We start from the raw sequence: 20,666 nt of genomic DNA on the forward strand, positions 1-20,666 counted from the left end.
GCGGTTAAAAGTTAGCCATAACGGTAAATGAACCATAACGGGCAAAAGGATAAGCTGTTCCCCTTTCCAGCCGCACGTTAGAGAACCGGTACACATCATTCATGTTGATCATGACCTGCAGGCGCTGCAGCTTTAATGCCTCAACGAAACTGAACCGGTAAAAATCGTAACCGATGTTTACCGAGGATATGTTCAATTCACTTAAATCCTGCACAAACCGGGAAGTAGCCAGGGTGAGCGCGTTGGACGTTCCAATGCTTTTGAACAACACATTGTCGCCGGGCGCTTTCCAGCTGTCGTAATAGGCACGCTTGTCAACATTATAATTCAATTGCGCGTTCTCTACCTTGTCAACCAGCGTCTGGTTGTAGATCTGTCCGCCCGTCCGGTACTGCGCAATGACGCCGATGCTGAAGCCCTTGTACTCATAATTCGCCCCGAGGTTTCCAAACAGGGTAGGCTGGTTTACGCCTACAACGGCTTTGTCATTGGCATCCCATACATCCGTGAGTGTTCCATCGGCTTTCACGAATATTTCCTTGCCCGTGGCAGGATCGATACCCCTGGAAGGCACGGCCCATATGGCATCGAGCGACTGGCCTTCCTGGAATCTGACAAACGGTTTATTGCTGTTAGCGGAAAGTTCATCCTGTTCTTTTGTAATGCTCTGCAACGAGTTGGAGATCTTTACGATTTTGTTCTTGTTCGAGATACCCGACACGAACAGGTTAAGCGATCTCCTGATGGATGCATTGGCCAGCAGCCGGTAGTTCAGTTTAAATTCCACTCCGGAATTGCGGATCTGCCCCAGGTTGGCTTTATAGGATGCGAAACCCAGTGACGGGGGAGTGGTAATATCTGTCAGCAGGTTGGTCGTGATCGCGTTGTAAACATCGACACGCACATTCAAACGCGACATCAGCTCTGCGTCCAGCCCAACGTTATAATCGAGTTTCTGCTGCCACTTCAGGTGCTTGTTGGCCAGCCCGTTCAGATACGTGCCGAGCATGCCCTGGTAGGAATTGTCAACAAAGTAGCTGTACAGCAACATTGCCTGGTAGGAGTTGAAATGCTGCGATCCGGTATAGCCCATGGAACCACGCAGCTTCAAGTGGGTAAGGGTATTATTCCCCAGCAGGAACTTTTCATTATGCAAATTCCAGCCCGCACCGGCAGACCAAAAAGTGCCCCAGCGGTTTTCCGCGCCAAACTGCGACGAAGCGGTGGTACGTATCGATAAGTCAACAAGGTACCTGTTGTCAAAAGCATAGTTTACCGCCGCCAGTCCGCCCAGTTCACGGTCGATGGCCTCCGTGCCGGAAGGTTTACCGTTGAGCGCGTATTGCTTGGCAAAAATGATGTTATCCATTTTGTCGTTCGGAAAACCTATTGCGCTATACAGGTAATTTTCGGCATTATCTTCACGAATATTCGCGCCAATGTTAGTATACAGGATGTGCTTTCCCCATATTTTCGAATAGTTCACGTTGATATCGCCGCTTAACATCGAAGATTTGCCATGACCTTTATCATAGGTCCCCTTCAAAAACAGGTTATCGCCCGTGAAATTGTTAAACAGGGTATGGCTGCCCGGCATGAATATTTCCGATCCATTGACGGTATTGGCAAATCCAACCCGGCCAATCACTTTCAAACTATTATTCAATGTCCATTCCAGGTAAGTATTGTTCGTAAAATCCGTATATGCTGAAGTAGATGCGGTATTAAGCGTAGCGTTATACATAGGGTTATACACATATTCAGAAAGGACAGGACCGATGCCCAGGAACTTGCGCACGGTGCCGTCGGGATTGAAAGGCCGCCAGTAAGGATTCAACTTTGCGTACTCCGAAAATTCGCCATATGGGGAATTGGCCGCTTTTACCCCGGTATATTGAAGCAGGTTTCTGAAGAGGATATTTTTATACCGGTAAGTAAGTGATATAGCGGCGCCCATGCTTTTGCGTTCGCTGCCTTTCATCACGCCCTGGATATTGTTCGAATAGAAGGTCAGTCCGGCTCTCAGTTTGTCATCACCCACCTCAAAGCCCAACGTATGCTTATTGGATATCCCTATCCTGACGGGTTGTGCCAGCCAATCCGTATTTACCCCGTTTTGTACTTCCTTCAGATTCGCATAATAAAGGCTATCGTACTCAAGTCCTACGATCGGTTGTGGCCTGTCGTATGCGCCAAGCTGCCGTTCCAGGTCGATTTTTTCCGAGGCATTTGCCAGGTTATAGCTTCCGAGGTCCGGGACTTCCAGCCCCACGGTGGCGGTATAGTTGATTCGCAGTTCACCCGGTTTTACTTTTACCGTTTCAATAACGATAACGCCGTTGGCGGCCCTGGAACCGTATAGCGCTTTAGCAGATGCATCTTTCAGAATAGTGAGGGATTCAATTCTGTTCATATTGAGATCCGACACTTTTTCGATGGTTACTTCAAAACCGTCAACGATAAATAACGGCTGGTTCGGGCTGGTTGCATACTGTCCCTTGAGGTCCGGAAAGGAGGATACGCCCCTGAGCTGCATTTCCGGCATTTTATTCGGATCCGAGCCAAATGCAAGGTTATCCTGGATGTTCAGGGAGGGTTCGAGGTTTTTCAGGCTCTGAAAGATATTCACGTTGCCGGCCCTTAGCAGCTCTTCCCTGGTGAATTTTGTAGCAGCCCCGGTAAAACTCTCCGCCCGCCGGTTATAAGGAATACCTGTCACCACCACCTGGTCGATGGTGGCGTCTTTCGGCTTCATGACGATTTTGAAACTTGTTTTCCCCGCTACATAGATCCGCTGATCGGCCATTCCCAGGTAAGAAACAACGAATACGGCGTCTTCCGCCAATTCGAACCGGAAGCGCCCGTTTTCATCGGTTATCGTTCCACGGTCGGCGCCTAGTTCCGCTATGGTAGCGCCGGGTAATGGTTTCCCGTTTTCGCCAACCACTTCCCCGGTAATGACGTTTTGGTAGGGTGTGGCAGTTTGGGGTTTTTCGATCTGCGGGCCGATGACGATACTGTTCGACCGCATACTGAACCTGAGTCCCGAACCTGCCAGCAACCGCTCCAGTACGTCGTTGATCTCGAGATCTTTTACCTTCAACGTAACTTTAGGTTTGGCATTTACTTCTTCGTGATTGTAAACGATGTAAACCTTCACCTGTTTCTGAAGGGCATCAAGCGCTGTTGAAAGCTGAACGTTCCTGAGGTTCAGGCTCACTTTCTGCCGGAATTGCGCCATGACATTGATTGAAAGGGCAAAAAACAGGAAGGTCAAAAAGGCTGTTCTCCTGAAGAACATTTTAGGGATTTTTTTTCCACCAACAAGTTCCTGGCATTCTTTTTTCATTAATCTTGGTTGAGTTTAGTTTGAACACAGTAAGTCCCTGTTGCCCGGTCGGGCAATTGATTTATTAAACCTGGCTTTATTCTTATAATTTATGGCTTATCTACAATAACGGTCCTGTCTTTGATGGTAAATTTCAGCGCTGATGTTTCCTCGATAATCCCCAGAATATTTTGCAATGATTCGGCTCGATCGGCCCGGCCCGTATAGTGTAATTGTTTCAATCCCTGATCTTTAAATTCAATCTCGTAATCGTATATCCTGGCCAGTTGCTCCATCAGATCGCCCATCGTCTGATTCGCGAATACGATCATCCCGTCTTTCCAGGCTACAGATGGAAAAACATCCACGTCCTGTTTTGTAAGGCTGCCGGTATTTTTATCAAAACCGGACTGCTGACCGGGGCTCAATATGAGCTGTTTCCCGGATGAGGACGATGCTATCTTGACCTTCCCCTCCACGAGGGTGGTCAGAATGCTGCCCGAATAGGTATGCATGTTAAATGCAGTACCCAACACCTGCACGTTCATCTGTCCACTGTGTACGATAAACGGTTTCCCTGTGTTTGGGGCCACCTGAAAATATGCTTCCCCTTTTTCCAGATAGACATCGCGTGTAGCGGTGCCGGCAAAATTCGCCCGATACCTGATACGGGAATCTGCATTCAGCCATATTTCCGTTAAATCGTCCAGTATCAATTTGTAAGTTTTGCCCCTGGGAATAATTAATGTATTAAACACCGCGGTGCCGGCGTTATGCTCATTTGCCTGATAAACCAGGGCATTTTCAGCGTCTGTGTGGATTTGCGTTCCATCCGGGTTTTTAATGGATTGACGCTGCTTCAGCGCAACTTTGCTACCGTCTCCCAGTATTAAAGTCACGTCTTTGGATGGCATATTGGGTTGGCTTTCAACCGTTGGCGCTTGTTTTTTGTGATCCGGCAGGTAGGTATAGATACCCAGCGCAACCGCAAGCGGCAACAGCACGGCAGCTGCATAGCGCACCCATTTCGATAACAGCGGAACGAGCCGTTTGCTGCCCGATTCTTCTTCCAACCGGCCTCCCATGGCATGCCAATCAGCGCTCAGATCGATTGCTTCCAGATCAGCCACGGCCTCTTTTAACTTTTGTTGGTTGTTGATTTCCGAGATATAGGCTCTTTCCTCGGCAGTCAATTCTTTGAAGCGGTCTTCACTTACTTCATTTCCCTGTGCAAGCGAACGAAGAACTTGTTCCCACTTTGGCTGGTCGATATTGTCTGGTTTGCTCATCATCTAAATATATGTCGTAAAAAATAAACCGGCGGGTGACAAACAATGCAAAAAATTTTGCTCCCCGTTATCAGAGGCAATGATTGCCGGGGACACATTAAAACAGGGAATTATATAAGCGGGAAGGGGGAAAACCGGGGCTTATCACTACGCGATGGGGATACCTTTCGAATACAATACGATAAAATAAATAAAGAGGAGCGGTTGATTTCGCAGCTCATCCCGTAAAAAAGCGTAGGCTCTTTTTATCTGGGTCTTCACCGTATTCACCGAGATCTGGTTCCGCTCGGCAATCTGGGCATAGGTCAGGCCTTCAAATTTATGGAGCATCAATATATCTCTGCACGCTGCCGGAAGTTTTTCTATAGAAGCCTTTAGTTTTTCATCCAGGTTCTCCCGGTCAGATTGCAACTCGGCTTCCAGCAGCGGATCATAACTCCCGGCAACTTTCAACTGATCTTTTTTCGCCTCGGTTGCGTCTCGCTCGCGCAGGTAAGAGATGCATAAATTCTTAACAGCGCGTGTTGCATATGACTGGAAAGAGCCTGTTAGCTGCAGCTCCTCGCGGCGTCTCCAGAAATCAATATAGAATTCCTGTACCAGGTCTTTCGCAACGTCCAAATCACCAACCAGCTGTTTACCGATCAAACACAGCAACTTGTAGTGTTTCCGGAACAGCTCTTCAAACTTGACAATAGACAGGATTGTTTGGCCGGTTTGCTCCATACAGGGATGAGTAAGATTACATCTATTGACCTCAAAAGTACCATTTTTCCCAGATTTTCCCCCTGAAGTTCAATTCCACGCGCGGCTGGCAGAGGGGGGCAAGCCGCGGCAAGGGTGGCGTTGGCGACCTCTCAAAAGCAAAAACTCCGGCCCAAAAGAGCCGGAGCAACCTAATCGAGACTTATGCTATTGCTATTTCAATTTCGCTTGTTCCGTTTTTGCCATTTCAAGGTGACTGCGCAGTTCAGGCAACGTCTTCGTAAACCAGTCCCTCACCTCGGGGTCCTGCGCATTCTGTGACGTTTTCTCAAACAGGTCGATCGCCTTTTCGTGCTTGTCTATCAGCTCATCCACAAAGGCTTTATCGAAGTCTGTACCGGTTTTTTCAAGGATATTGGCAATGTCCTTTTCCTTGGATGCTTCCAGTGCTGTGGGAATGGTCACGTTCTTCTTCGTGGCCAGTTCCGCCAGTTGCTGATTCAGCTTCTCATGCGCTTTCTGCATATGCTCCGCCAGTTTCTTCACGCTGGCTGAGCTGGCTTTGGCCTTGCCGGAAGAAACGAGCTTCACTTCATAGAGGCCGTCTTCCGCGGCTTTTGTAATGTTTTTGGAATCGTCCCGGAGGGAATCATCGCTCAACACATCCCTGTTCATATCCTGCGCCATATCCTGGGTCAAACCGGTATCTTCGGCAGGAATGGAATCCTGGTTATTGTTACGCGTACCGGTATTACAGGCTGCCATCATGCCTGCAAGGGCGAACGTTAATAAGATTGCTGGTGTTTTCATATTCGTCGGATTTAGTTTCAGCTTTATATAACGAAAAGATTATGCCAGCGCCGGAAACACACTGAAAACAACCGTGTTATAACTGCTTTTGTGGAAATGCATGCACGTTTTGCCCGATCATCATTCCACGAATGGTGAAAAAATATTATATTTATAATTGTTAAAGACCCTTACCTATGAAAACCAGGATATTGTTGATAGCCTTGCTGCTGGTCCAGTCGGCATGGGCGCAACCGAAGAACCGCCTGCGCTTCAACCATCAGGCTTTCACGCAAAAGGTAGCCATTGCTGAATGGATGGTGGAATACGACAGCATCGCATGGCGTATGTCCGAGCTGGTTACCATGGCTACGTATGACCAGCTGGCCCGCATGGGGCGCGAATGGTTCTGCTTCAAAGGGACGGACAGCCTCTGGAATGCGGTGTACGGCAAGTTTAACGACAGTGCCTATGACCTGGTGCTCCATTATAAACTGTTTGAGAACGATACGATAGACGTGGTCTGTGATCCGCCGGACACGGCCATGCTGCACAGCGTTTCCCGCGCCATTAATAATGCATACCGTGAGGCGGGACTGATACTCGGAAAATCGGATACCCGCTTTAACAAGTTCATCCGGTATCATGCCGACAAAACCGTTTCCATCTGGCTGCTGCCGGCGCTGCAGCCCCTCGGCATCGCCCTGTATGGCGGTGAATTTTATTACCATTTCGATCCCTCCGGCACCCACATCCTCGAAAAAGAAGAGTATTTCCAGGGCAGCTTTAAAGGCTTCAAAACGGGCAGGCCGCGGGAGGTGCGGCTGAATTACCAGGATGTGTCCGCCCCAACACAGGGCGCCGTCTACTTTGCCGTGCGTTACCGGGAGTTTTTCCCGAATATCCATATCGATACAAGAGAAAGTACCAGCGTACAATCATTCGATCCGGGAAAAGGCGCTTATTGGCGGCATGCTGATAAATTGCAGGCGCATTAATTCATCATATAGTATTCTGATGAGCGGAATGAGCTGATAAATTGCTGCCGAATTAGTAAATTACTGTATCAACCGCAATTGAACTCCAATGAGACAGATCCTTTTATACTTTTTGCTGGCACTCCCTTTCCTGGCTTCCGCGCAGCAGCAAGACTATGAAGCCCGCTGGTTCAGCCGCGACGGAGGCGTATTGCCCTACCGCATCCTGCTGCCCCTCAACTACGACGCGGCCAAAAAATACCCGCTCATCCTCGTGCTGCACGGCGCAGGGGAAAGAGGGAACGATAACCTCGCCCAGCTCAAACACGGCGGCAAACTGTTCCTGAACGACACCATCCGTCAGAAATACCCGGCCATCGTGATCTTCCCGCAATGCGCACAGGACGCCTGGTGGGCACCCATCCGCCCGAAACGCGACAGCACCGGCAAGTTCGCCGGCTTCGAATTCCCCGCGGACGCACCGCCCACCAAACCCGCCGCGCTCGTTCACCAGCTGCTGGACAGCCTCACCGCCTCCGGATCGGTAGATACAAGAAAGGTTTATGTAGGCGGCCTGTCCATGGGAGGAATGGGCACGTTCGACATCCTGGCCCGCTTCCCGGACCGCTTTGCGGCGGCTTTCCCCATCTGCGGCGCCGGCAACGAAGCTCTCAGCAGCCGGTACGCAAAGCACACCGCCCTGTGGATCTTCCATGGCGCGGAAGACAAAGTGGTGCCGCCCTTTTCATCCCGGAATTTCTATGCCCGCCTGCAGGAGCAAAAAGCAGACGTGAAATATACCGAATACCCCGGCGTAGGCCATAACAGCTGGGAAAATGCCTTTGCCGAACCGCAATTATTACCGTGGCTTTTTTCCCATGAATTAAAACATTAAAACCACCATTCATCACATAAGGGGGAACGGCTGTTTCCCTAAATCGTTATTTTTAGGCGTTTACAACAGTATCATCTAAATCAACCGCATGCAACGTTTCTATTCCCTGCTGCTGGCAATGGGCCTTTTCCTCAATGCTGCCGCACAGCAAAAAAAAGATCTTTCCCCGGACGACTATGGAAAATGGCAATCCATCTCCGGCACCGCTTTATCCCCGGACGGGAGTTGGGCGGCCTATGAAGTGAAAGTACAGGAGGACAACGATTCCCTGTACATCGTAAACCGCCTTACCAGCCAGCGTTACGCATTGGAGTTCGGTACCCGGCCCTCGTTTTCAAAAGATAATAAATGGCTGGCCTGGAGTATCGGCGTCGCCTACAAAGAAGCCGAAAAGCTGCGCGAGCAAAGGCAGCCTGTCCGCTTTAAAATGGGCCTGCTGAACCTGCAAACCGGCAAGAAGACCGTGATCGACGATGTGAGCGCTTTCCGGTTCTCTGAAAACGGAAAATTTCTCGCTGTGAGCCTGCGGCCGCCGAAAGACAATAAAGACAAAGGCGCGGTGCTGCTGCTGAAGAACCTGTCGGACAGCACTACCCGCACCATCGGCAACGTCACGGATTACGCTTTCAACGAAAAAAGCGATTACCTCGCCTATATCGTGGAATCCGCCAACCAGGCGGGCAATTCCGTAGAACTGTTCAACCTGAACAACTACACGCTCAAGGTCATTGCCAGCGATACGCTTAAATTCTCGAAGCTCACCTGGTCGAAGGAAGGCGATGGCCTGGCGTTTTACAAGATCATCAAGGACGAGGATTACGAAGAGGAGAATGCCAAAGTATATGTCTACGCGCCTTTGTACAAAAAGCCGTCGCTCGCCGTATTCGATCCCACCGCGCAGGCGTCCTTTCCCAAAGGGCAGCGCATCAATCCGTCGTCCACGCTTCGTTTGAGCGAAAACCTGGCGATTGCCTATTTCAATATCAATGAATGGACGGCGAAGCCGAAAAAGTCTGAAAAGAAAGACACTGCCTCCAAGAAAGAAGGACAGCAAAAAGATTCGGCTGGCATCGACCTGGCAGTCGAAAGGAGCATCGATACGGCGATCAAAAAGAGCGCCGATACGGCCATTGCGGCAAAAGAACGCAAACCGGCCGCCAGACCTTCCAAAGAGAAACCCGCCGCAGTAGATGTCTGGCACTGGAAAGACGCCGAGATCCAGCCCCGCCAGAAGATCACGTATGCGAAAGACAAAGATCAGAGCTACCTCTCCGCGTGGAATATCGCGGCCAACAGCTTCCACCAGCTGGCGAACGACACCGTGCCGCTGGCGAACTTCTACGGCAGCCATCCCTACGCGCTGAACTACACTGATAAAAAATACAAGCCTGCTTTCAAGGAAGACTTTACAGACGTATATCTTGTGAATGCCCGCACCGGCGAGCGGAAGCTGATCGGAGAAAAGATCATCATGCAGAACGGGCATCTTCCGGCGCTTTCACCGGATGGTAAATTCGCGTTGTATTACAAGGATAAGCAATGGTTCTCCTATAACGTGGCTACCGGCCATACGGCGAACCTCACGCAAAACATCCCCACCATTTTCGAGAACTTCCGCGACGATCATCCGGCTGTAAAACCGCCATTTGGTATGGGTGGATGGTTGAAAGGCGATAAGGAAGTTTTGCTGTACGATGAATATGATGTGTACGCGGTGAAGCCCGATGGTAAAGGATTCCGCAAGCTGACAAACGGCACGGCGGATGAAATCCAGCATCGCGTGATGCGCCTGGACGATAAAGAGCCTTTCCTGGACGACAGCAAGCCCATCTTCTTTTACCTGTACGGAGATAAAAGCAAGTTCACCGGCTTCGCAAAGATGGAAAAAGGAAAGCTGAACCGCGTGTTGTATGAAGATATGATGTTGTCCCGCCCCGATAAAGCGGAGGATGCGGACGTTTATCTTTTCTCCCGGATGGATTATGACCGCTCGCCTGAACTGTTCGTTACCAAAGGATTTGAGGGCGATCAGAAAATTGCTTCCACCAACGCACAGCAGAAAGATTACAAATGGGGCAAGAGCGAGCTGGTGTCTTTCACCAACAGGAAAGGCAAGAAAATGCAGGGTGCGCTGTTCTACCCGGCGGACTATCAGCCGGGCAAAAAATACCCGATGATCGTGTACATCTACGAAACGCTGTCCAACACGGTGCATGCGTACGTGGAGCCATCGGAGCGGAGAGCGTACAATACCACCAACTTCACTACCGGCGGATATTTCATCTTCCGCCCGGATATCGTATATGACATCAATGATCCCGGCATGAGCGCGGTGGATTGCGTGGTGCCCGCCGTGGAAGAAGTGCTGAAAACAGGCATGATAGATAAGGACAAGATCGGGTTGATGGGCCACAGCTGGGGTGCGTACCAGACCTCTTTCATCATTACGCAGACCGATCTGTTTAAAGCTGCCTGCGCCGGTGCGCCGCTCACGAACCTCATCAGCATGTCACTCGCCATTTACTGGAATTCCGGCGTGCCGGACCAGAAGATCTTCGAAACCAGCCAGGGCCGCTTCGATGGCCCCTGGTATGAAAGGATGCAGGAGCACATGCGCAACTCCCCGATCTACCAGGCCGCCAATATCAAAGCGCCGCTGCTGGTGGCTTTTGGCGACAAGGACGGGGCGGTGGACTGGCACCAGGGCATTGAAATGTACGGCACCATGCGCCGCATGGAAAAACCGCATGTGATGCTGGTGTACGCGGATGAAAATCACGGCCTCGCCAAAAAAGAAAACCAGATCGACTACCAGAAAAGGCAAAGGGAATGGTTTGATCATTACCTGCTCGGAAAGACCGCGCCGAAGTGGATCACGGAAGGAGTATCCTATCTCGATAAAATGAAGGAGCAGGAGAAATCAAAATCGAAGTAAAACGAATGTTTGTTTAGTGTTAGAAATAGTCAGCGCCTCGTGAGAACGGGGCGTTGATTTTTTATGGAATGCGCATAAAAAAAGCTGCCCCGCGGGACAGCTTATACACAAGTTCATTTACTTTATTTGATCGCCAGCATGGACGCTTTGGCGGCATTCACGGTAAACTCAATGTCCTCCTGCGTAAGCGCATGGCAGATGAACCATGTTTCAAACGCGGACGGCGGCAGGTAAACGCCTCTTTCCAGCATAGCGTGGAAGAAGCGCCTGAACAGCTCGTTGTTGGCGCCGGAAGCGGAGGTGAAGTCCACGATCGGGTATTCGGCAAAGTGCACGGACAGCATGGAGCCGATCTGGTTGATCTGGTATACAACGCCGGCGGCGCCGAAAGCCTCGCGGAGCCCGGTGGCGAGCTGCGTGGTCTTTTCTTCCAGCTGTGTATAGATCGAAGGATGTTCCTGTAAGGTCTTCAGCAGCGTATACCCCGCGATCATCGCGATGGGGTTGCCGCTCAAGGTACCCGCCTGGTATACTTTTCCCGCCGGTGCAACGTGCTCCATGATCTCCCTTCTGCCGGCGAAAGCGCCTACGGGCATGCCGCCGCCGATGATTTTGCCGAAGGTGATGATGTCGCCTTTAATGCCCAGCAGCTCCTGTGCGCCGCCTTTGGCAAGGCGGAAGCCCGTCATCACTTCATCCATGATCAGGAGGATGCCGTTGGCGTCGCAAAGTGCGCGCAGCCCTTCCAGGAAGCCCGGCTGCGGCAGAATGCAGCCCATGTTGCCGGCCACCGGTTCGATGATGATGGCGGCGATCTGATCGGGATTTTCCGCTACCAGCTGCTCAACGGCAGGCAGGTTATTGTAGGGAACGCTTAATGTATCTTCCGCCACGGCGGTGGTAACGCCGGGAACGGACTGTATGCCGAGCGTGGCAACGCCGCTGCCGGCGCTCACCAGGAAAGAATCGGCATGGCCGTGATAGTTGCCTTCGAATTTGATCACCTTGTTCCGGCCGGTATACCCACGCGCGAGGCGCAGGGCGGACATACACGCCTCAGTGCCGGAGTTCACCATCCGCACCATGTCTATGTTCGGCACCATGTCCACGATCAGCTCGGCTACCTTTACTTCCAGTTCCGTGGGCGCGCCGAAGGAGGTGGAGTAGGTGGCATATTCCTGGATGGCTTTTACAACAGGCTCATAAGCATGGCCGAGGATCATCGGGCCCCAGGAGTTGATATAGTCGATGTAACGGTTGCCGTCCACATCATAGAGATAAGCGCCTTTGGCGTGCTGCATGAATACAGGCGTTCCACCCACGCTCTTGAATGCGCGGACGGGCGAGTTCACCCCGCCGGGGATCACTTTCCCGGCCTGTTCGAATAATGCGTTGCTTTTTGTGTACATGCAGAGGGTTTTTATTTGTTCAACAATTGCACCGCGTCTTTCGCGAAATAGGTGGCAATGAGGTCTGCCCCCGCGCGTTTGATGCTGGTGAGGCTTTCGATGACGGCCTTTTCCTCGTTGAGCCATCCCATTTTGGCGGCCGCCTTGATCATGGCGTATTCTCCGCTGACATGGTAGGCGCTAACGGGAACGGTCACACTGTCTTTAATCAGACGGATGATATCGAGGTAAGCCATGGCGGGTTTTACCATCACGATGTCGGCGCCTTCTTCCACGTCCATCAGCGTTTCTTTCAGCGCTTCGCGCGCATTGGCGAAGTCCATCTGGTACGTTTTTTTATCTCCGAAGCCCGGCGCGGAATCCAGCGCATCCCGGAAGGGACCGTAGAAGCAGCTGGCGTATTTGGCGCTGTAGGCCATGATGCCCGTCTTTGAAAAGCCGTTGTATTCCAGCGCTTCGCGGATGGCGAGAATGCGGCCGTCCATCATATCGCTGGGCGCCACAAGATCCGCGCCCGCGCGGGCATGGCTCACGCTCATTTCGGCGAGCACGTTCACCGTGGCGTCGTTCACGATCTCCTGTCCCTCTACGATGCCGTCATGGCCGTAGGAAGAGTAGGGGTCGAGCGCCACGTCGGTCATCACCACCATATCGGGAATGGCGTCCTTGATGGCTTTCACGGCGCGCTGCATGAGGCCGTCCGGGTTGAGGGCTTCGGTGCCTTTATTATCTTTCAGCTCGTCCGGGCATTTGATGAAGACCAGCACGCTTTTGATGCCCATGGCCCAGAGGTCCTGCGCTTCCTTCACGGTGAGGTCCAGCGAATGCCGGAAGTATCCGGGCATGGAGCCGATCTCCTCTTTCACGCCCTTTCCTTCGGTCACGAACAGCGGGGCGATAAAATCGGCCGGCGTAAGGATCGTTTCCGCTACCATCGCGCGGATGGCGGGGGAGTTGCGTAATATTCTGTTTCTTCTTATCATCGCTATAGCTTTTTTAAGTTTTTACCCAGTCCCGCGGCTTCAGGTATTCCAGCAGCGTGGCTTCGGGACTTCCCGGCGCGGGGTGGTAATCATATTCCCAGCGCGCCCTTTCGGGGAGGCTCATGAGAATGGATTCAATACGCCCGTTCGTTTTCAGTCCGAATAAAGTGCCCCGGTCGTGTATCAGGTTGAACTCCACATAACGGCCGCGGCGGTATTCCTGCCAGCGCACGTGTTCATCTGTATACGGTATATCTTTCCGCTTTGCCACGATGGGCAGGTAGGAACCGATAAAGGCATTGCCGTTGGCGAACTGGAACTGCAGCAGCTGTTCGGCGGGGCGTTCCGGCTGCGGGCGCAGGTAATCGTAAAAGATGCCGCCGATGCCGCGGGCTTCGTTGTTGCGGTGTTTATTTACGAAATATTCATCGCAGTGCTTTTTGTATAACGGATATAGCGCTTTGCCGAAGGGGTCGCAGGCATCCTTAAAGCTCTGGTGAAAATGCGCGCCGTCTTCCTCGAAAATATAATAAGGCGTAAGGTCCGCTCCGCCGCCAAACCAGCTGTCGGCAATACTTCCATCTTCCCTGTACAATTCAAAATAACGGAAGTTCGCATGAACGGTAGGCACAAACGGGTTGACGGGATGTATCACCAGCGAGATGCCCGCGGCGAGGAAGCTGCTATCGCCCGGCACGGAAAACTGCTGCGCCATCACGGCGGGCAGCTGGCCATGCACCACGGAGGTGTTCACGCCGCCTTTCTGGAAAACGTTGCCGCCGGCGATCACGCGGGTAATGCCGCCACCGCCGCCCTGCCGTTCCCATTTGTCTTCCCGGAACTTCGCTTTGCCGTCCATTTCCTCCACTGCCTGGCAGATCTCGTTCTGCAGGTTGTGGATGAAAGGTATGAATTGATCTTTTATGCTCATGCTTCAAAGCTTTTCACCGCTTCCACGAATGCTTTTGCGTGGTCTACGGGGATGTTCGGCAGGATGCCGTGGCCCAGGTTCGCAATATAACGCTGCGGACCGAAAGCGCGGATCATCGCATGCACGGATTTTGTGATCTCCGGGATGGGGCGCATCAGCTGCGCCGGATCATAGTTGCCCTGCAAAGTGACGGCAGGCCCGGCGAACTGGCGGGCCAGTGCGGGTTTGATACACCAGTCCAGCCCCAATCCCTGCGCACCTGTAGCCGCCATTTCTTCCAGCGCGAACCAGGCGCCTTTGGCGAATACGATCACGGGACAAACGCCCTGCAATGCGGCCACGATGCGGCGGATATATTGTAAGGAAAATTCTTCAAAGTCTTCCGGGCTCAGCAGTCCGCCCCACGAATCAAATATCTGCACTACGTCCGCGCCCGCCAGCACCTGTGCTTTCAGGTAGGCGATGGTGGTTTCCGTTACGCGGTTGAGCAGTTCGTGCGCCACTTCCGGCTGTGTATAGCAGAAAGCCTTGGCCTCATCGAAAGTCTTGGAGCCTTTGCCCTGCACCATGTAGCACAGCAGCGTCCAGGGCGCGCCGGCGAAGCCGATGAGCGGCACGCGGCCGGCGAGCGTTTTTTTCGTGAGCGTGAGGGCTTCCATCACGTAGTGCAGGCGGTCGTTCACGTCGGGAATCACGATGCGGTCCAGGTCCCCCGCGGATTTCACGGGTTGGGGCAGGAGGGGGCCCACTTTTTCCACCAGCTGCACTTCCATGCCCATGGCCTGCGGCACTACGAGGATGTCTGAAAAGATGATCGCGGCATCCACGCCTACCTGGTCCACCGGCATTACGGTGATCTCGGTAGCCAGCTCGGGCGTCTGGCATCTTTCGAAGAAAGAATATTTATCGCGCAGCTTGATGTAGTCCGGCAGGAATCGTCCGGCCTGGCGCATCATCCATACCGGGGGGCGGGGAACAGGTGTTCCCTGCAAGGCTTTTAGCAACAGATCGTTCTGTAGTCCGCTCATTCTTGGGAATTGATATTGTCAAAATATAAAATAACTGTTTGTAGCAGCGCGTCCACCGAGGGTTCCGTGCTCACCACCACTTTGTTTTCCGTCACTTTCCGCAGCGCCGCGGCGGTCGTATGGCCGATGGCGAAACAGACGGTTTGCGCGGGCAGCGTATTGCCGGAAAAAAAGCTGCTGACGCTGCTCGGACTGAAAAACAGGAGGCCGTCATATGTCTCCGTCAGCTGCGCCGGTGTTTCCAGCGTTTCGTACACCAGGATCTCTTCTACATCCACGTTGCGGCTGCGCAGCATGTCCGGCAGCTCGTTCCGGCGGATGTTTCCGCAGAAAAAAACAACGAAGGTGATCGTGCTGTTCTGCAGGACCAGCGTTGCCAGCGCTTTGGAATCCGCTGCTGTTCCCGCGATGCGGGCGTTGGGGAAATGTTGTTCAACGGCTTCGCGGGTGGCGCCCTGGATGCAGTAAACGACGGCATCCATGTTCTCCGTGATCTCCGCTACGATCCTCACCGCATTCGGGCTGGTGAAAACGATCACGCCACCGTTCTGCAATATTTCGCGGCTCCGCTTTCCGGATGCCGCTGTCAGCGCCGGCCGCACTTCAATGAAAGCCTTTTCCGATACAACGATCCCCTGTGCGGCGGCTTGTTGTACCAGCTCCGCTGAAAGCGGCTTTGTGCTTAATATGCGGTGTTTATCGCTGGACATTCCTGATCGCTTCAATAACGGCATCGCCGCCCTGTTCCAGTATTTCCACAGCAGCTTCCCTGCCGAGCCCTTCAACGGCCGCAACGGGAACGGAACGGGTAACGGTCATCGAAGTTACGCCATCCAGGCTGCAAAGATTACCTTCAAAATGAAGCTGTCCGTTTTGTATGTAAGCATATGCGCTGATCGGTGTGGTGCAGCCGCCGAGCAATGTGCGGAGGAATTCGCGTTCCACGCCGGTGCAGATGGCTGTTTCCCTATGGTTCAGGGTGCTGAGGGCTTCCCGGCAGAAGTCGTCGTTCCCGCGGCAGGCCGCAACGATGGCGCCTTGCGCGGGGGCGGGCAGCATCCAGTCCAGTATCACCGAATTGGCAGGCCGTATGCCGATCCTTTCCAGTCCCGCCGCGGCAAAGATGGCCGCATCCCAGTTTTCGGCGGCGAGCTTTTGCAGCCGCGTGTTCACATTGCCGCGGAGGTTGTGCAGCTGATGCTGCGGGTAACGGCGCAGCCATTGGGCTTTCCGGCGGATGCTGCTCGTAGCGATGTTCGCCACGTAAGCGGGATCATCCAGGAAAGCGGTATCGTGCTTATACACCAGCAGGTCTTTCACCGGGCCGCGTTCTATGATGGCGGCGTTGATGATGCCTTTGGGCAATTGGGTGGGAACGTCTTTGAAGGAGTGAACGGCGATGTCTATACGGCCGTTGAGCATCGCAACGTCCAGGCTTTTGGTGAAGATGCCCTGCACGCCGATCTCGTAAAGGGGCGTGACCAGGTCTATATCGCCTTCACTTTTGATGGGTACCAGCTCGGCGGCATATCCCCGTTCTGATAATAAATTCCTGACCAGGGTAGCCTGCCACAGTGCGAGCTGGCTTTCCCGGGTGCCTATTCTGATCACTTTATCCATTATCTATTCCTGATTAACGCCGGTCTCAAAAATATCATTGATCATGGCAATGTACTGATCGCTCTTGTCGGTTTCCCGGCGCACTTTGCCGGCCATGAGATTGATCATTTTCTGGATGATGCGGGAGGAAACTTCTTCGATGTCTTCCAGCTTGTATAAGGCGCCGTTCTTCTGTGATTGTATTTCGCGTGTATGGATTTCCGTTAGTTTTTCCTTGACGGCTTTCAGTACAACGGCATGTTTGCGCATCTTGAACCAGTAGAGGAATTCTTCCATGTGCTCTTCGATGATGCCCATGGCTTTGGGCACTTCGTTGAGGCGCATTTGCAGGGTTTCGTCCTGCACCTTGCTCAGTTCGTCCACATTCACCACTTCCACGCCGGGCAGCTCGCTTACGTCCGGCGCCACGTTGAAGGGAATGGACAGGTCGATGATGAGCCTGGGGCGGGAGCCGTCCAGGTTGGCGCGGGTGATGGTGGGCTGGGGGGCGTTGGTAGCCACCAGGATGATGTCCGCTTCCTGCAGGGCTTCGTCCATTTCATCAAAAGCGGCATACTGCAGCCCGTGGTGCCCGGCAAATTCTTCCGCTACGGCGGTGGTACGGTTGATGAGCGTGATATTCTTCACACCCAGGTATTCCACCATGTTCTTGCTGGTGTTACGGCCGATCTTGCCTACGCCGAGCAGCACGATCTTTTTATCGAGGATGTTCTTGACTTTCTTTTCCAGCAGGCGTACCGCCGCGAATGAAACAGACACGGTGCCGGAGCTGAGGCCGGTTTCATTCTTGATCAGCTTGGAAACCTGCAGCACGCTGTTCACCAGTCTTTCGAGGAAAGTGCCGATGCAGCCGCGGGATTTGGCGAATTTGGCCGCTGTTTTAATCTGCCCGATGATCTCGTAGTCGCCGAGGATCTGGGAATCCAGCCCGGTGCCAACGTGATAGAGGTGGCGCACGGCGCCTTCGCCGGATTTGTGGTAAGCGATCTCTTTGAAAACCTGCATGTTGCCGTGCGTGACCTTGCACAGCAAGCCCGCGAGGATATCCGTGCTGGCTGCAAATCCGTAGATCTCGGTACGGTTGCAGGTGGAAAGAACAAAGAGGTCGTTTACACCGGCCGCTGTTGCTTCACATAGCAATTGATCGTATTGTTCCTGATTGATCGCGAATAATCCCCGGATCGCAGCGTCTGTTTTCTTGTAATTGATGCCGACGATGTGGAAATGTTGTATGTCTTTAGGCTGATTGACCTGCATGATTTTCTTAAAAGCTTCCGGGTGCAAAAATACTGGCATACGCTTCAAAACCGCGCCTGTCGCTGTCACTAGTGTGTCATTTCTAACTATGGTGAAAGTACACAGAAAAAAATGATTTCGATCATGTTTTGCATAGCCTGTTCCGGCGTATGTTTCAGCGGTTTTAAACAATGCGGTGACACTGCCTGGTGAGCATGATCATGCCACGGGTATTCTAACAATTTAATGACAGAAGTTGCCCTATAAAGGTAGAAAAGCCCTTACTTTTGCAACAATTTTTAAGGTCTATGGTCGCAAAATCTGATACAGCCATCATCCTGATGAACCTGGGATCGCCTGATTCAACGGCGGTGCCGGACGTGAAGAAATACCTGCTGGAGTTCCTGATGGACAAACGGGTGATCGATTACCCCTGGCTGATGCGCAAGCTGCTTGTTGGCGGGATCATCGTTCCGCGCCGCGCGGAAAAAAGCGCGGAGGCGTACAAGAGCATCTGGTGGGACGAAGGCTCCCCGCTCATTGTGCTCACCCGCCAATTGCAAAAGGCCGTGTGGCACGACCTGGAGATCCCCGTGGAGATCACCATGCGGTACGGCACACCGTCTCCGCAGGCGACGTACGACAAGCTCCTGAAAGAACATCCCGGCCTCAAAGAAGTGATCCTCGTGCCGCTGTACCCGCATTACGCCATGAGCAGCTACGAAACGGCGGTGGAATACGCGAAAGACATCCACCGGAAAAAACGCTATCCTTTCGAATTGAAGATCGTGAAACCATATTACGACCGCCCAGAATATATCAACGCACTGGCTGAAAGCATGCGGCCATACATAGAGCAGGAGTTCGATTACCTGCTGTTCAGCTATCACGGTGTTCCGGTAAGGCATATACGAAAAGGGGATGTAACCGGCAGTCATTGCCTGAAAATCAATGATTGCTGCCACGTGGCCTCCAAAGCGCATACCCGATGCTACCGCCACCAGGTGATCATCACTTCGGAACTGGTAGCGGAAAAGCTCGGCATACCCAAACAGAAATGGGGCGTTTCCTTTCAGTCCAGGCTCGGCCGGGAAGAATGGATAAAGCCTTATACGGCGGACAAGTTCGAGCAGCTGCCCAAAGAAGGCGTGAAAAAGCTGCTGGTGGCCTGCCCGGCTTTTGTGTCCGACTGCCTGGAAACGCTGGAAGAGATCGGCGTGGAAGGCAAACATTCCTTTATCAGTAATGGCGGCGACAGCTTTACGATGATCCCCTGCCTGAACACGCATCCGCTGTGGGTGAAAACGATCGGCGCGTTGGTGAAAGAGGAAATAGGAGAAGCGGTGTCATAAGTTAAAATTTTTCGGTAAATTTCATCATCATAAACCCATCACTGATGATCTTGGCCGTTCTCAAAGAAAAAGCAGGGGAAAACAGGGTATCGCTCGTCCCGGAAGTCGTAAAACAATTGGTGCAGCAGCAAGTGGAAGTTTGGGTGGAGGCCGGTGCGGGCGCCGGCGCATACTATACCGATGAAGCCTACCTGGAAGCAGGCGCTGTTTTGAAACCCCGTGCGGACATGCTGCGGCAGGCGGACCTGCTGCTGTCCATCCGCCCTCCCGACCAGGAAGACTGGGCCCAGGCCGGCGCCGGAAAAATATGGACCGGCGTATATCAGCCCCTTTATCACCCCGGCCTGATGCGACAGTGGGCGGACAGGCAATTCACCGTTTTCAGTCTGGATACCGTTCCCCGCACTACCCGCGCGCAAAGCATGGACGTGCTCAGCTCGCAGGCAAACATCGCCGGCTACAAGGCTGTTTTGCTTGCGGCGTATACCTATAGCCGTTATTTTCCCATGTTCATGACCGCTGCCGGCAGCATTCCGCCCGCGAAAGTGCTCATTCTCGGTGCGGGCGTAGCCGGATTGCAGGCCATTGCCACGGCACGGCGCCTCGGCGCAGTAGTGGAAGTGTTCGATACAAGACCGGCCGTGAAGGAGGAAGTGATGAGCCTCGGCGCGCGCTTCGTGGAAGTGGATGGCGCCGCGGACGCCTCCGCGGCAGGCGGTTACGCCGTGGAACAGTCCGCCGAATACCAACGGAAGCAGGAAGCGAAGATCGCGGAAAGCGCCGCCAAAGCAGACATCATCATCACCACCGCGCAAATTCCCGGCAAACCCGCGCCGGTACTGATATCGCAGGAAGCGATCGCGAAGATGAAAAAAGGCTCCGTGATCATAGACCTGGCGGCCGCCACCGGCGGTAACACGGCATTGACGAAGAACGCGGAAACCGTGGAGCATGACGGTGTGACCATCATCGGGGATTCAGACCTCGCCGGCAAAGCCCCCGCGGACGCCAGCAAGCTTTACGCCCGCAACGTGCTCAACTTCCTGAAGCTCATCATCAGCAAAGAAGGGCAGCTGCAACTCAATTTTGAGGACGACATCGTGAAAGGCGCCTGCATCGTGCATGGCGGAGCCATTGTGAACGACCGCGTGAAACAGCTGCAGCCCGCCGCCGTATAGCATTCCATCGA

At 53.0% G+C, this 20,666-nt stretch carries 16 protein-coding genes; 5 read left to right on the forward strand and 11 right to left on the reverse strand.

Annotated elements, in window-relative coordinates:
- Nucleotides 1–4: 4 nt before the first annotated feature.
- The 4 genes from CCY01nite_RS14155 to CCY01nite_RS14170 all read right to left on the reverse strand — a co-directional run bounded on the left by CCY01nite_RS14155 (nt 5) and on the right by CCY01nite_RS14170 (nt 6,132).
- Nucleotides 5–3,241 carry a SusC/RagA family TonB-linked outer membrane protein gene (locus CCY01nite_RS14155; RefSeq protein WP_186831050.1) on the reverse strand — a complete coding sequence of 1,079 codons (3,237 nt, stop codon included), beginning with the start codon at nt 3,239–3,241 and terminating at the stop codon, nt 5–7.
- A gap of 197 nt (nt 3,242–3,438) precedes the next feature.
- Nucleotides 3,439–4,617, reverse strand: a complete 1,179-nt coding sequence (locus tag CCY01nite_RS14160; protein ID WP_186831051.1) for a FecR family protein — start codon at nt 4,615–4,617, stop codon at nt 3,439–3,441.
- A 147-nt stretch (nt 4,618–4,764) separates the two neighbouring features.
- Nucleotides 4,765–5,343 carry an RNA polymerase sigma-70 factor gene (locus tag CCY01nite_RS14165; protein ID WP_146862753.1) on the reverse strand — a complete coding sequence of 193 codons (579 nt, stop codon included), beginning with the start codon at nt 5,341–5,343 and terminating at the stop codon, nt 4,765–4,767.
- Between the two features lie 192 nt (nt 5,344–5,535).
- Nucleotides 5,536–6,132, reverse strand: a complete 597-nt coding sequence (locus tag CCY01nite_RS14170) for a DUF4142 domain-containing protein (RefSeq protein WP_146862756.1) — start codon at nt 6,130–6,132, stop codon at nt 5,536–5,538.
- A gap of 176 nt (nt 6,133–6,308) precedes the next feature.
- Between CCY01nite_RS14170 and CCY01nite_RS14175 the strand changes: the two genes are divergently transcribed.
- The 3 genes from CCY01nite_RS14175 (at nt 6,309) to CCY01nite_RS14185 (ending at nt 10,918) form a co-directional block, all read left to right on the forward strand.
- Nucleotides 6,309–7,109: a hypothetical protein gene (locus CCY01nite_RS14175; protein WP_146862759.1), complete on the forward strand. Its 801-nt coding sequence runs from the start codon at nt 6,309–6,311 to the stop codon at nt 7,107–7,109.
- An 88-nt stretch (nt 7,110–7,197) separates the two neighbouring features.
- Nucleotides 7,198–7,983, forward strand: coding sequence for a carboxylesterase family protein (locus CCY01nite_RS14180; RefSeq protein WP_146862762.1), 786 nt, complete (start codon nt 7,198–7,200; stop codon nt 7,981–7,983).
- An 88-nt stretch (nt 7,984–8,071) separates the two neighbouring features.
- Entirely contained in the window at nt 8,072–10,918 is a 2,847-nt protein-coding gene (locus CCY01nite_RS14185; protein ID WP_146862766.1) for a S9 family peptidase, read from the forward strand.
- Between the two features lie 122 nt (nt 10,919–11,040).
- On the opposite strand, the gene hemL is transcribed toward CCY01nite_RS14185, so the two are convergent.
- From hemL to hemA, 7 genes are read right to left on the reverse strand one after another with little or no spacing between them, the layout of a single operon-like run.
- Entirely contained in the window at nt 11,041–12,327 is a 1,287-nt protein-coding gene (gene hemL / locus CCY01nite_RS14190; protein WP_146862768.1) for a glutamate-1-semialdehyde 2,1-aminomutase, read from the reverse strand.
- 11 nt (nt 12,328–12,338) lie between these two features.
- On the reverse strand, nt 12,339–13,310 hold the full coding sequence (hemB, locus tag CCY01nite_RS14195) for a porphobilinogen synthase (RefSeq protein ID WP_262713321.1): 972 nt from the start codon (nt 13,308–13,310) through the stop codon (nt 12,339–12,341).
- 13 nt (nt 13,311–13,323) lie between these two features.
- The gene (gene hemF, locus CCY01nite_RS14200) at nt 13,324–14,241 is read right to left on the reverse strand and encodes an oxygen-dependent coproporphyrinogen oxidase (protein ID WP_146862774.1); all 918 of its coding nucleotides are present in this window, start codon (nt 14,239–14,241) and stop codon (nt 13,324–13,326) included.
- On the reverse strand, nt 14,238–15,269 hold the full coding sequence (gene hemE / locus CCY01nite_RS14205) for a uroporphyrinogen decarboxylase (protein ID WP_146862777.1): 1,032 nt from the start codon (nt 15,267–15,269) through the stop codon (nt 14,238–14,240). Before hemE ends, hemF begins: the two co-directional genes overlap by 4 nt.
- A complete protein-coding gene (locus CCY01nite_RS14210) occupies nt 15,266–15,979 on the reverse strand; it encodes a uroporphyrinogen-III synthase (RefSeq protein WP_186831052.1) in 714 nt (237 codons plus the stop codon). The genes hemE and CCY01nite_RS14210 overlap by 4 nt, the downstream gene beginning before the upstream one ends.
- Complete coding sequence (gene hemC, locus CCY01nite_RS14215) at nt 15,966–16,889, reverse strand: hydroxymethylbilane synthase (protein ID WP_146862783.1); 924 nt, start codon at nt 16,887–16,889, stop codon at nt 15,966–15,968. Before hemC ends, CCY01nite_RS14210 begins: the two co-directional genes overlap by 14 nt.
- Nucleotides 16,890–16,892: 3 nt before the next feature.
- Nucleotides 16,893–18,146 (reverse strand): glutamyl-tRNA reductase, encoded by a 1,254-nt coding sequence (gene hemA, locus CCY01nite_RS14220; RefSeq protein WP_246129938.1) that lies wholly within the window; start codon nt 18,144–18,146, stop codon nt 16,893–16,895.
- Between the two features lie 287 nt (nt 18,147–18,433).
- Here hemA and hemH point away from each other — a divergent pair, with 287 nt between their 5' ends.
- Nucleotides 18,434–19,477, forward strand: a complete 1,044-nt coding sequence (hemH, locus tag CCY01nite_RS14225; RefSeq protein WP_146862788.1) for a ferrochelatase — start codon at nt 18,434–18,436, stop codon at nt 19,475–19,477.
- A 44-nt stretch (nt 19,478–19,521) separates the two neighbouring features.
- Complete coding sequence (locus CCY01nite_RS14230; protein ID WP_146862791.1) at nt 19,522–20,655, forward strand: Re/Si-specific NAD(P)(+) transhydrogenase subunit alpha; 1,134 nt, start codon at nt 19,522–19,524, stop codon at nt 20,653–20,655.
- Nucleotides 20,656–20,666: the final 11 nt, after the last annotated feature.

It is taken from the genome of Chitinophaga cymbidii (genome assembly GCF_007992715.1).
Lineage (GTDB): Bacteria > Bacteroidota > Bacteroidia > Chitinophagales > Chitinophagaceae > Chitinophaga > Chitinophaga cymbidii.